This window comes from Pedobacter sp. 01N416 (assembly GCF_056399685.1).
In genome coordinates this window covers 1-13,496 of the sequence record NZ_JBFTRT010000291.1, presented here as the reverse complement: position 1 = coordinate 13,496, position 13,496 = coordinate 1, and the positions used below count along the sequence as shown (strand labels likewise).

General features: G+C 41.3%; 8 protein-coding genes. All 8 read right to left on the bottom strand.

Going from position 1 to position 13,496, the window contains the following annotated elements; translation table 11 throughout:
• The coding region (locus AC1DND_RS16345) for a ligand-binding sensor domain-containing protein (RefSeq protein ID WP_477583186.1) at positions 1-2,322 on the bottom strand (2,322 nt) is incomplete at its 3' end.
• The gene (locus tag AC1DND_RS16340; RefSeq protein WP_477583184.1) at positions 2,300-2,515 is read right to left on the bottom strand and encodes a two-component regulator propeller domain-containing protein; all 216 of its coding nucleotides are present in this window, start codon (positions 2,513-2,515) and stop codon (positions 2,300-2,302) included. The genes AC1DND_RS16340 and AC1DND_RS16345, both read right to left, overlap by 23 nt.
• A gap of 188 nt (positions 2,516-2,703) precedes the next feature.
• The gene (locus AC1DND_RS16335) at positions 2,704-4,632 is read right to left on the bottom strand and encodes a beta-L-arabinofuranosidase domain-containing protein (protein ID WP_477583182.1); all 1,929 of its coding nucleotides are present in this window, start codon (positions 4,630-4,632) and stop codon (positions 2,704-2,706) included.
• A 34-nt stretch (positions 4,633-4,666) separates the two neighbouring features.
• Positions 4,667-6,259, bottom strand: a complete 1,593-nt coding sequence (locus AC1DND_RS16330; RefSeq protein WP_477583181.1) for a glycoside hydrolase family 43 protein — start codon at positions 6,257-6,259, stop codon at positions 4,667-4,669.
• Positions 6,195-7,556 (bottom strand): family 43 glycosylhydrolase, encoded by a 1,362-nt coding sequence (locus AC1DND_RS16325; RefSeq protein ID WP_477583179.1) that lies wholly within the window; start codon positions 7,554-7,556, stop codon positions 6,195-6,197. The genes AC1DND_RS16330 and AC1DND_RS16325 overlap by 65 nt, the downstream gene beginning before the upstream one ends.
• A gap of 73 nt (positions 7,557-7,629) precedes the next feature.
• Positions 7,630-8,988, bottom strand: coding sequence for a glycoside hydrolase family 43 protein (locus AC1DND_RS16320; protein ID WP_477583178.1), 1,359 nt, complete (start codon positions 8,986-8,988; stop codon positions 7,630-7,632).
• 44 nt (positions 8,989-9,032) lie between these two features.
• Entirely contained in the window at positions 9,033-11,153 is a 2,121-nt protein-coding gene (locus AC1DND_RS16315) for a 3-keto-alpha-glucoside-1,2-lyase-like domain-containing protein (RefSeq protein WP_477583176.1), read from the bottom strand.
• Positions 11,154-11,364: 211 nt separating this feature from the next.
• Positions 11,365-13,392, bottom strand: a complete 2,028-nt coding sequence (locus tag AC1DND_RS16310; protein ID WP_477583174.1) for an NPCBM/NEW2 domain-containing protein — start codon at positions 13,390-13,392, stop codon at positions 11,365-11,367.
• Between the last annotated feature and the right edge of the window lie 104 nt (positions 13,393-13,496).

Genomic DNA, 13,496 nt, shown 5'->3' with positions numbered 1-13,496 from the left:
CCTTTTAATCATGGCCAGCTGACCGTAACGTCCAGTTTCTTTGGTCTCAATTAATAGTTTATCCACAGGAGCAAGAATCAATGAAATAGGCGTTCTGAATTCATGGCTCAGATTTGTTAAAAATTTAATTTTCAATAAATCCAACTCACGCAATCTTTCAGCTTCTTTCCGGTCCTGTTGTCGTAATTGCAACGCTTGAATTCTCTCCTGCTCCTGTAATTGCCTGGCCTGGATCCTTTCCTGCTCTAAGGCAAATTCCTTCCTTAACTTTTTGATCCCTCTATTCCGGATAAACAGGAGTGAAAAGCCAATTGCTAAAATATACAGTATATATGCCCATGTGGTTCGCCAGAAAGGAGGTAAAATGGTAATTTTCAAGTGCGACTCTGCCAGTGGTACAGGATCGTTTCCGTTAAAAGCTTTTACATGAAAGGTGTAATTTCCGGGATCAAGATTTGTAAAAGTGGCCTTACGCATTTCTGCAGGAACTGTAAGCCAATGTTTATCGAATCCTTCTAAATTGTATTTATAAGTTATTTTGCTGTGGTTAATATAATTGAGCAATGCAAATTCGAGTGAAAAGATGTTTTCTTTATAGGTAAAGGTTAAATTTTCGAGTTCTGTTATTGTTTTTGGCAAAATAATATGGCCGTTAATACTTTCTCCAACCTGTATGTTATGGTTAAACATTTCTAAGCCCGTTATTACCAGTATTGAAGGATACTGCTCCTTAGTAATTTGGCCCGCCCTAAAAATGTTGAAGCCGTTTGCCCCTCCAAAAATCAGTTCACCGGCTTTTGTTTTGTATACAGCATTCATATTAAATGTGGGCCCCTGCAATCCGTCGGCCTCATTGTATTTACTGTATRTAAATCTATAATTTCCCCCTTCAGCAACCACGGAGATCTTGTAAAGGCCTTTTTGCGAACTATACCAAATATGATGATTTTCATCTTCAAGCAACTCCAAAACAGCACTTTCGGGCAGCCCGACTTCCTCGCTTAAATTATTAAAGGTTTTTGTTGCAGGATTATATATACTTATACCCTCACGGGTGCCTATCCACATCCATCCTCTGCTATCTTCGATAATGGAATGTACATTACCGGGTATCAGGCTGTTCGTATCCTTACTGTTATTAATTAAATGGGTAAATTTAAAGGTTTTGGGATCCAGCATACTAACTCCACGGGTAGTACCAATCCAGATTCTTTTAAATTTATCTTCATATAAACAATTAATGATATTCGAATTTAGTGTGTTCTTAACTGTCGAATTAAAGTGCTTAAAGGTTTTGGTATTCTGGTCAAACAGGTCCAATCCACTACTTAAAGTACCAACCCAAAGCCTGTTGGATGAATCTTCTAATAGGGCATAAATGCGATTATCTGAAAGGCTGGAAGGATCTGTAGTATGCTTATAGTGGGTAAATTTAGTTCCGTCAAAAGAATTAAGTCCGCCTAAATAGGTTCCAATCCACAAGAGGCCCGAATGATCGATGTAAAGGCTTACAACAACATCACTACTTAAAGAGTTATTGTTGGCAGGATTATTACGATATGCTGTAATTTCGCCTGTGCTTCTGTTTAAATACAGCAAACCCGTGCCGTTTGTTCCAATCCACAAATTCCCCTTATTATCTTCCGCAAATGAATTAACGTCTTTATATATCGTATTTTTCCCTGTTAAATACTCATTTCGCGGAAACTTARAGATGCTTTTATGATAGTAACAGATCCCTTTTTTAAAGGTGCCAATCCAGATTATTCCGTTATTGTCTTTGTATAAGGTAACAATGCTGTTCTGCTTTAATCCCCTGGGGTCATCTTCTTTACTTAAAATATAACTTATTTTGTTGGTTAGCTTATTTAAGATATTAATTCCACCATGATCGGTCCCGATCCAGATATTTCCATCATCTCCCTCTATAATGGAACTTACATTATTCGAACTGAGGCCTGAATGATCCGGCTTCTTTCCAAAATAACGGAAAGTGTTACTTTTTTCATTAAGATAATACAAGCCGAAAGGGTTACTTATATTATAAATAAAAATATTGCCTCCAGAATCGTGGCTGAGGTGGAAATCGCTTAACTGACCTCCAAAACGTTTGTTTATTGCAAAATACCTGTTTGTTACCCGCTGTTCTTTCAGGTTAAACTTATCAAGAACGCCGTTGGTATAAACAACCCACAAATTACCTTTCTGGTCATCCAAAAAATAGCTTATTTCGTTAGTGTACAAGGAGTTTACTATTCCATTTTTATGCGCATACCTGGTGGTTGTATTACTTTTCGCATCATAACAAAAAATGGAATTCATGTCCATCATAGCGGTTGAGGCCGGCTTGGGTTCCAAACCACATAAACCCTTTATGATCTTTATATATGGCTTTTACCTGATTATCAGATAAGCCGTTAGCAATATCCAGATGAGAAAATTGGTATAAACTTTCTTGAGCAAAAAGAGAATTACACAGTAGGAATGTGCTTATTAAAATTAAAATCCGAAACATATATTCTACTCAATACAGAAGCATTATTACCTTCAAATAATTAATTTGAAATAAAATTTGGTTACAAAACGGCTGTTTAATATTGACATAACCAAGCTACGCTTATATTTTGATATTTTTTAATAAACAGGAAAATTGTAGGTAAGCAGAATGCATAAAGGTGCTTAAATCACTAACAATTAAATGGTCTAATATTCCCTGATCGATGCATAAACACCATAGGGTGTATTGCTTATACCATAAAAAGGACGTAAGGTATAAACATGCTTACCATCCTTCAATTGGAAAGATGTAGAATCAATTATGGATAGGTTTGTTAATAACTGCTCAGGTTTGCTCCTCAATGCGAGTTCGGTATCGGTATCGAAAGCCAACAATGTAGGACCGTAAAAAAAAGCAACTTTGTTCATGTCATCCCGCATGCGCTCGATTCTAAAGCGATAATCAAATACCAATTTAATCTGATCCTTGTTTCTCCAGACCCTATCCAGCCGCACAAAAGAATTTGGAACAGCAGTTTGGGATTGCAAGCGCCCATTCACATAAATCTTCAACTCATTTGCCCATGAGGGAACAAATAAGTTAACGGTTAGTCGGATATCCTTTTCAGTTGAAAAAGAAAACAAAACCTCCTTGTCCTTAGGAAAATTACCCGTTTGGTTAAGGGTAAGTTTTTTTTCACGCCAATTGAGCTGGGAAGGGATATATTGATTGATCCAAAGGCTTGATGAATCCCTGAAATAAATATTGGCATTAAGACCTGCAAATGCTTCTATTGCCGTTCCGTTACAACAACGAAAATCGTTTTCCTTTAAAAAAGCCTTTGTTCTTGGTGAACCAAGGGGAAGATGATAGACGCAAGTTCCATTCTGGTCATTCTGGGTAGGCAGTACCGCATTATAAAAAGCATTCATATAAGCATCGGCATACGTTGGTTTTCCTGTCCAGGTGAACAGTTCGGCGGTAAGCTTTTGGGTATTATGGGTAACGCATGATTCAGCAATCTCTTTCGTCATCGTGTTGCTCAAGTGCCCTGGCAGCCCCCAGTGCTCTGCAGAGAGCGAAGTTGGCGTAGTTACATTAGGGCGCGGACCACTACTTGATCCATTGACATAAGTATGGTCATGCTCAAGAATATTCCAAAAATTCAGTACCGCATCATGGTATGCCTGCTCACCGGTAAGCATATACCGTTGAGCAAAGCCATTAATCAAAACCAAATGGGTATTGGTATGCAGGTCGCTAAGAATGTCATGATTTTTGGAAAGCGGCTGCAGAAACCAATCTCTGTCAAATAGCTTTGCAAGCTCAAAATGCATTGGATTTTTTGTGATTTTATATAACTTGTACAATACCTCGTTCATTGCCCCAGGTTCATTTTCGGGGTTTGCCGCTACGGTATAAAGCATTCTTTCAATGGCTTGATTATCAAGCTTTGACATCCTTAATTTTACGTATCCTGCCATACCATTAACGATCTCCAGTGCCTTTTGGTTCCCAGTGCGTGTGTAAACATCTAAAAGCCCCTGCATCACTTTATGATAAGTATAATAAGGAGCCCAGACTCCAGTAAATTTTGTCTCCAGTTTCTCAAAATCAGATTCGGGAAACGCGCTGAGATATCCCCTGCCAAGGGCTTGCTGGCATTTGGCAAGCTCAATAACCATATATTCGAGCCTTTTGGAGAGAACGGGCTCATGATACCTTTCAATCAACATCGAGACAGCCGAAAGGTAGTGGCCAACAAAATGACCACGTAAGCCGATATTGGGACTTTCCCAACCCTCTAATGCCTTTGCCGTAGATGGAAGTCCGGCATTTATCCTAAAATTATGAAGCAATCGATCGGCATCCAGAGAACCGATATAAGTGGTATTTAAGGCTTCCCTTTCAAGGATCCAAGACGCATTTAATTTTACATCCTTTGCTTGGAAAGCGGTGAGCTTAGCCCTACTTTGGGCATTTGCCAGCGTAAAGTTTACCAAAAGAAAAAACAGGATGGTTAAACTTTTACCACTTAAATAGCTGTAGCCATGGGAATTATTCCTCCGCAAACTATCCTTAAACAAGTAACTTAAGGTTCTGCCAGCTATCGTTTCTCCTAATATTTGGTTCATAAAATTATCTACAGTCTATAATATTGGATAAACCTTATTTTTCTGTGGGAATAGAATTCGTTATGCGAAAAAAGTCAAAGTCGGCCGCGCCCCCTATATTTTTTGTAGCATAATTAAACAAAGCAAAACGATAACCCATGAAATGTGGAATGTCGTATTTCATCTTCAAAGGTCGCCCTATTGCTTTCCAAACTTTTCCATCAAGACTGTAAAAGAAATTGGCTTCATCTTTTCCATTAAGCTTGTAAAGATTATTAGCTTCATCGTTCTTGCCGGTAAAATCGCAATCGATTCTGAAGTAAATTTGGTCTTGATTCAATGGAATTCGCTGTACTTCGACAGGCTTATCATGATCAGTAGTGATCATTACGATCGATTTTTGACCCGCATCAATTTTAACGCCCACTGATCCATACTCTTTTTGGAAAGCTGAAAATCCGGCAAAATCGCCGTCTTTCATTTTGGAAACATTCAGGGCTACAGAAGCTGAGCTGGTTGGACCAATAGTGCGTTGTGTAAGTGTGTTTCTGGCCTGAAGAAAATCAGTGTCGATTCTTCCTGTTTTGAGGCGCAGGAATCCTTTTCTTTCAGTTACAGACCACAAGCTATTATCAGGGTTATGGTTCCATTGCCAAGCCAGCGGCAAAGCAGGCTCGCCTTTTTTACGGGTGAACTCATCAGAAGCCACAATACCTGGGATTAAACCTTTACTGGCCGGCAGGTCTAGCTGTTCGGGGACTTTACCGTTTTCTGCTAATACAGGCCAGCCATCTTCCCATTTGACAGGAACGAGATAAGGAACTCGGCCAACCGCAGCATAATCGCGGAAAAGATAAGAGAACCAACGTCCATCGGGAGTGTTGATCAGTCCGCCTTGAGCAATTCCTCTATCCTGTAAGCCAATTTTTCCTTCCCAAGGGCCGTTGATATGATCTGCCCTGTGTATAAGTACAGTTCGCATTCCACCGCGTGGTGCACAAATGTTAAATAAATAATATTTGCCTTTTACTTTAAATAATTGAGATCCTTCAGCTCCAAGCCCCACTTCTTTTCCTGTTGGTGTGCTGGCATTATCGATGAGAACCCGCTCCTTAACGCCTGGTTTAACACCTGTTAAATCCTCATTTAATTCAACAATTTTTAGTCTTTCTGCATCATAAATTAAATATACCTTGCCATCATCATCAAAAAACAAGGAATGGTCGTGATACGCTGGCTTAAAAGAAATTCGTTCCCAATTTCCTTTTTCTATATCTTTTGTTTTAAAAATATAGGTTTCACCTGTGGTGTATGCAAAAGTGGTTACATAATATATCCCTTTGTGATAGCGCAAACTACTTGCCCAGGAACCCTTGCTGTATGCGTTTTGACCGTTTGTTAAATTTAGCGCCGGCAGATCTGCCAAAGTATCATATGCATAATTGATAATTTTCCAATTAACAAGATCTGTCGATTTCATAATGGGCACACCTGGGCTCATGTGCATCGTTGTACTGCTCATGTAATAGTTATTGCCTACACGTACTATTGAAATATCTGGTACATCTGCATAAATAATGGGATTAGTGGCTTTTTGTGCGTATAAACATGGTACAATAAGGGTCACGTGTAGTCCATTCCTTCTCATCACATATAAGGGAAACAAGAGGGGTACCTTTAAGATGATTTACATAAACATCAATTTTACCTTTTCCTTTCACCCTGGCTTCGAATTTGGCAGGAATCTGCTTGCTAAAATCGGCTCCCCGCACCATAATACATTGTTGATCTGCTTTTCCTTTAGCAACCATATTGCCTGGATTACCAACAGCTTCGAACTGAACTTGCCCCGAAGTGCCTGCAGTAGTTTCTGCTTGCTGAAGCACGAATGGATTTAGTGGATTAAGTTGTGATGGACCTTTAAAAGTTGCGTTGACCATGGGGATATTCACATTCTTTTCATCAACCTGTATTGGTTCGATACCCACATTACGAAAACCACCCTTGGTACCAAAATAATCCTGTAAATACATGGCATGGTAAGCAATATAATATTTCTCTTTAAACTTGAAAAGGTGAGTGTGGTTGTTTGTAAAAGGCCCCACTTTAACCTCGCCAGTATTCTTAAAGTAATTATCGCGATACTTCCAGCTCTCCGGACTTAAGGGTGTTTTACTGGTCATATAAGACATGTTGCATTTGGTTGGTTTGTCGATATTGCTATAAGGCCATTCTGTGCGTTCTTCCCAATTTGTATTATAGGTATAAACCCAGGTTCCGTTGATGAAATTAAGGTCGCTTGCCTCAAAAAAATAAGGGGCGGGTATTTTAGCAACATCGCTGACCAAACTGATCATATCTTTTCCTAACTTGACGATTCTAGCATTATCTGGCATATATTTCGTTTTAGGCGATCCGCCTCCAAAAGCAAGCCAGCCTGCACCCTGGTCATCAATCACAACTCCGGGATCGAATGGAGCATCAACATCCACACCGGGAACAGAACGGTCGACTATGTTTTTTCCCAATGGGTCTTTCCACGGGCCAACCGGAGAGGTGGAAGTAAGCATGGCTGTACCAATACCACTATTGGAGTAATACAGATAGAAGTGTGTCTTGCCGTCTGCTTCCTTTCTGGATGTAATGGAAGGCGCCCAGGAATTCTGACTCCATGGTGCCAGCTCGGCAGTATTGATGAGACCATGATAGGTCCAGTTAACCATATCATCGGAAGACATCATAACCAGCGTACGGATACGCTCGTATGAATTTTTCCCATCCTTTCCTACATGCTCATACTGTTGATGATCATTAGTGGCATACACATAAATTCTTCCATTGTATTCTACAGCTGTTGGATCGGCCGTAAACATAAAATCTAATAAAGGATTGGCATTATTGGAGGTAAGTTTTGGCGAAACATTTGCGAMTTTTTTTCTAAACATGTTTTTTATTTTATTTAACGAATACCCGTTAAGGGTTAATTTTCAGTTGATTAATTATTCTTTAGGGAAGATCTTATTTATCGAATCTCCACCAGTTGAAATTGAACAGATCGCCTTGACTGCCTTTAAAAACAAAGTACATATCATGAACACCCTTTATCTTCTTTACTTTAATTGAAACGGTGGTCCAACTTTGCAAGCCTCCTGTGTTTTTAACTTCACAGGATCCCAATAGTTCTCCTTCGAGGCTATCCATATGTATTTCGATAAAACCACCTGATGCCGATGAAATATTTGCATGAAATATTCCTGCTCCGTTCTTAAAATCAACACTTCGGACTTTGATAAAATCGCCATTGTTGATTTCGGTTACATAAACTCCGGCGTTGTTGCTGCGTTCGGTTTCAATTCCCTGCTCCCAGGCTATAGTTTCTGCTTCTTGGCGGATGAATGGATTTAAATGTTCAACAGGTTTTACACCTTCGGTTGTTGGAGTTATCTGCGGAATGCTCCCATCCTTATTATACTGAAACTCATCTACACAAACGGAACGGGTAAAACCTCCACCACCTGGCAATGCAGCGTTATGATAGAACAAATACGATTTGCCTTTATAATCGATCACACCTGGATGATTGGTAAAAGCGCCTCCCTTGCCAATTACCTGCATAGTGGTATCCCGGTAAACCCATGGTCCGGTAGGACTTGTACTGGTTGAATATGCCAAATGTTCAGGCACACCTCCTGCGGCATAATGCATATAATACAGGTTTTTGCGTTTGTAAAACAATGGAGCTTCTTCGTATGCTGAAGGTCTTTTATCAACATCTTGATATCGTACATTAAAACCTTCTTTATTCAACGGCACTGTAACTACCTCGCCAGCGTAAGAAATCATATCCGGATTCAACTTTACGTATTTAAGATAAGGGTTCCCCCAATAGAGATATGCTTGACCATCGCCATCAATAAATACTGTGGGGTCGATATCTCCGTAACCGCTGTGAACCAGTGGTTTTCCAAGCGCATCTTTAAACGGACCTGTAGGACTATCAGAAACAGCCACCCCGATTGACATTCCCATCGTTTCATGGGTCATAGGTACGTACCAGTAAAACTTTCCATTCCTGGCAATGCATTGCCCAGCCCAGGCATCTTGCTTCGCCCAGATGAACGTTTTAACCGACAGGGGCGATCCGCGGTCTGTCCAGTTCACCATATCGGTAGATGTGAAACAGTGCCAGTTTTTCATCACAAACACAGTCGATTTATCTTCATCGTGCCCGGTGTATAGGTAAACGGTATCTTTGTATACCATCGGCGCCGGATCGGCTGTATAAATGGTTTGTATAATCGGGTTTTGAGCCTGTACGCTCACTGCAGCAAAAAGAGCTGTTACCTGTAAAACTATCTTTTTGATACTTATTGTCATTCTAAATGTCTGTGTATATATTATAATTGCAATTAATTTTAGAATTATTTAACGATATAGATCGGCAGTTGTCCTGGTGCTGCAAGAGAGGGTTTCGGCACAGGAGCATTTTTGCCATTGATCAGTAAATTATCGTAAAAAGGTGTACTGAGCTTTTTTCCGCCACCAGCAATCAGTCCTGCCATTCCTTGGGTGTACAAACTATCTGTCACTTGTAGTACCTGCTTTTCATCAACGAATGCGCTAATAACAGATCCTTCGAATTGGAGTTTCAGGTTATGCCATTGGCTATGGCTGATATTTGAAAGTTGGATTTCACCAAGCACCTTTTCTCCACCTTTGCTTTCATCGTTTTGTTTTTTGATAATTGCTTGTTGTTCAGCATCTCCGGTAAGTTCCTTTTTATCTTCTTTTCCCCTGGTTACAATTATGCTGCATTTGCCATTGTCTTCAAGCTGTAGGTAATAGCCTTTTGGAATAAATCCATACCCGGTACCAACGTGGTTAACCCTACCCATAAGCCCAGCATTATCGCCTGCATTTAAATAAACATCAGCACTTACTTCATAGTCCTTCCACTGCGCATCACCTAAAATACTGTAAGGCCGCCAATCTGGTCCCCAGGAGTTGGTTCCCTCTGGAACAACCTGGCGCAGGCACTTGCCTTTTTTATCCGGGCGTTCAGTGATTTCAAACGCATCGACAATATCAGCAGTATAACGTGGTAAATACCCCCATGCTTTAGGCGAGGAATATTGCTCAAATGTTTCATAATATGGAAAGGGGAAGGGCTTTGTATCGGGAATATTAGCAAAGCTTCCTTTTTGCTGCCCTCTAGTGGTGGAAAGAGAGTAAACTGAATTGGGCGCTAAGGTAAGTGTAAATGTGCCCTTTGTTGGTTTTATATCAGCTTGCTGTACAAAATGCTCTTTCTCGTTACTACGCCATACGCAAAGCTGTTTTAGAGACAGCCCCTCGCTGATCTGAAAACGGATTTGTTGTGGAGCTTTTGCGTTTTTTGTTTCGATAATGATGCTATAGTCCTTTTCAGGTGACTTTAAGGTTACTAAAGTTCCACCACCTTTAAGGTTAACACTACCCCCATTCAGGTATTGCCATCCAACTTTCGAGAATTGCCCATAATGTGCATAACCCCACAAAGCCTCGCGTACCTGGTAATGTCCGCTCCATGGCGACTGCGCCAGTACAGCAGCAGGATCTTCTGAATATGGCTCGATAGGGTAAACACCTGCAATATCATACCAATTCACGATCTTGGTAGCACCGCTTTGAATAAAGTTGCGGTTGAAACACTCCACAATACTGATCAGGCAATCGAAGCCTTTCTTATAAACATGATCCTCGGTGTTCCAGATAGGTTTATCAAGTTTCTGAGCCATTTCCTGAACTTGTTGGGAAGCGGTATCTCCTTCATAAAATGTGTGAGCACTGATAATATCTATGGAGTTGYGAAGCTGCTCATCTTTTAACAAGTCTTTTACGAAGTCTAGTTTGTCTTTCCACCAGAGATCAAACCCATGAAGCTTAATTTTTTCAAAGCCATTGGCATTAAGGGTAGAACGGAGTGTCTTCGCAAAATTGTAGTCAGATCCCTTTTCATTGCGGCAGCCGATGGCATCTAATTCAAGGCCATAAACTTTACGAAGTCCCTGAAGCCATTTAACGTAATAATCTGCTGCATCCTGCGACCAAAAATTTCCGTTCCCAACCCATCCGGGAGCGCTCCACGCGGTAGCATCGAGGCTAAGATCGGGATTGCGCTTTTTGGCTTCCTGTAAGATCCACCAGGTGTAGCCCCGGGCGTAATCAAGATCGTTACGCGTGTGCATATGACTCGGCATAGACCCCTGCGTTGAATTACCATCGCCGGGAATCTCAACAAGCAGTGCGCTTACGGAAGCTCCAAATTTTGGCTTATAAAGGAAGTCGAGAATCTGACTGCGTTGGGGTTCGGGATAATCCTTCAACAGTACCGATGTAGCGCCTCCCCCATTTACCACACCAATTCCATCGAAACGCTTTCMCCCCGCATTGCCCTGTAATTTCACCGTCTGGACAGCATCATGATGCATGATTTGTTGTGCATTAGATTTAAAGAAAAATAAAAGAAGAATTAGCGGTAGTAAATTAAAAATTGCTTTCATGAATCGGTGTGTGTTAAAATAAATGAGGCCATGGATGGGCGTTGCATTAGCTGGCACACGCGACATGCATGCGCCAACTCGGGATTAGTTTGTGCAATTGCTAATCTAAAAGCAGTAAATATGTACAAAATGAGCAGATTGAAAATTTAAGTTTCATGTATTTATCTTTTATAATGCATTAAATTTTTGCTCGCACAAAAGCACTGTATAGCTATTTAACCGGTGTAAATTTGTACAGCGTTACTCCATGCGCCGGAACCTTCACCGAAAGCGCCTCTTTGTCCGCATGGATTGTTGCAATATCTTTCTGACGCCAAAGATCACGCACCATTTGCTTTCCTGAAATACCAAGCTTTTTCAGCTCCCTGTAAGAGATATCTACCTTCTCCAGGCCGAAATTGCAAAAGCCTACTGCACGACTCCCGTCCTCCAATTCTTTTGCATAAATACGCAGATCTCCGATAGTCTGAACACAGGTAGCCTGTTTGCCAAGCGCATCCTGATTAACAGCAATTACTTCATCGTTTGTCAATAAATTCAGGGTAAAGGCGTCCAGCTTTTCCATATCGCAACCAATTAGGAGCGGAGTAGAGAAAAGGCTCCAAAGGCTCACATGAAGATACTGCTCGTCTGGTCTAAGCAAGCTCGGATGAAGGTTACCCCAGCCTACATGTCCTACAACCAGCATATCCGCATCGTTCCAGTTACCTGGTTTAGCCCAGGCTGCAGACTGATCCTGCGCTAATGCAATGCCTTTAACGTTAGACCAGTTGTCTGTTATATCATTTGTTGTACGCCAGCTGTTTCCACCTACCGAATCGCCCCATTTCCAAACATCCGACATTCCGTACTGACACAAGCTGAAAACAATGTCGCGGGGTTGCTGACGGATATAATCTCCCATTATTTTGTATGGTTTTACGGCCGTAGACAATTGATAACCTCCATTGTAAGATATGGAGACTACTTTGTTTGGGTCGTTATCAGGTATTCCATTTAGCACTCCTCCATAGCTGCACCAATCGTATTTCAGATAATCGAAACCCCATTTGGCATAAGTTTCGGCATCTTGCTTTTCATAGCCATAACTACCTGCACCGCCATCACAGGTCCAGGGACCAGGACTGGAATAGATGCCGATMTTCAAACCGAGACCATGCACATAGCCTGTCAGGGCTTTCATATCTCCAAACCTTTTATTAGGAACTATATTACCAGCCTCGTCCCGCAGCTTACCTTGCAGGTCGGGATCTTTCGAATCGCGGTTATTTTGCCAGTACCCGTCAATATTTACATAATCCCATCCGTAATTTATAAGTCCGCTTTTCACCATTGCTTCCGCAGCGCGCTTAACTTTATCACCAGAAACTTCTCCAGCGAAACAATTCCAACTATTCCAACCCATTGGCGGGGTAAGTGCAATTTTATCTCCACAGATAATGCGTAAACTTTTTTCGGCTATGCCTTTCGCATTCTTTGCGTTCAATTGAACAGCGTAAGTGCCGGCTTTTACAAGCTTACCGGTGATAAGACCTGTTTTTTGATCCAGGTTTAATCCCTGAGGCAAGCCGGTAACCACAAAGGTCATTGGCCGGTCTCCGGTGGCAGGTATCCTGAACTGAAACGGAGAGCCTGGGCGGACACCGAAAACGCTTGCGCTATTAATCTTCGGTTTTGCCGATGGCTTAGGGGTAAGAATGTAGGGCTCACTTGGGATAGGATAAAAAGTAGCAAAAGTTGATACGCCAACCGCCTCAAATTTTGCATCTGCCCAGTCTGCATGGTTGTTGTGTCCTATCTCTGTTACCCGCAACTCAAGTTTTTTCACACCCGAAAGTTTCACATTACATGGCCGGGCAGTATCGCCCAAATGCATTACACCGCTCGACCAAAGCTTCGCGCCATCGCCGAATACAATAAACTCTACGGCGGGATAATTGCCTTTCACCTCATCATCAATGCCAACCTGCGCGGTAAATGAATTTGCCTTGCCCCCGAGCTGAATAAAAAGAGAGCTTTCTGCATGTGTACCAAAGCCACGCTCAAAGGTTTTGCCTGCGATGGTCATGATGTTGCCATCAACCGACCTGTTTTTTTTAGGTATGCCCCAGCCCTGTGTAGTTGGGCTGAGATCCAATTGATCTAACCAAACAGTTTGTGCGGAAAGCGTACTTATATTTATTAAGTTGAAGATAATAGCGGAGACAAGCGTAAAAATGCTTTTACTTGCTGTATTCATTTTTAATTTATAATTGATAGGATGCATAAATGGTTTTTATAATCGGGTTTTGAGTCTGCACCCTCGCTACAGCAAAAAGCGCTGTTACCTGCAATACTTTCTTT

Coding starts and splice junctions, on each gene's coding strand:
- AC1DND_RS16330 (WP_477583181.1), bottom strand. CDS start 6,259: ATGAGAAGGAATGGACTACACGTGACCCTTATTGTACCATGTTTATAC.
- AC1DND_RS16335 (WP_477583182.1), bottom strand. CDS start 4,632: ATGAACCAAATATTAGGAGAAACGATAGCTGGCAGAACCTTAAGTTAC.
- AC1DND_RS16320 (WP_477583178.1), bottom strand. CDS start 8,988: ATGACAATAAGTATCAAAAAGATAGTTTTACAGGTAACAGCTCTTTTT.
- AC1DND_RS16340 (WP_477583184.1), bottom strand. CDS start 2,515: ATGTTTCGGATTTTAATTTTAATAAGCACATTCCTACTGTGTAATTCT.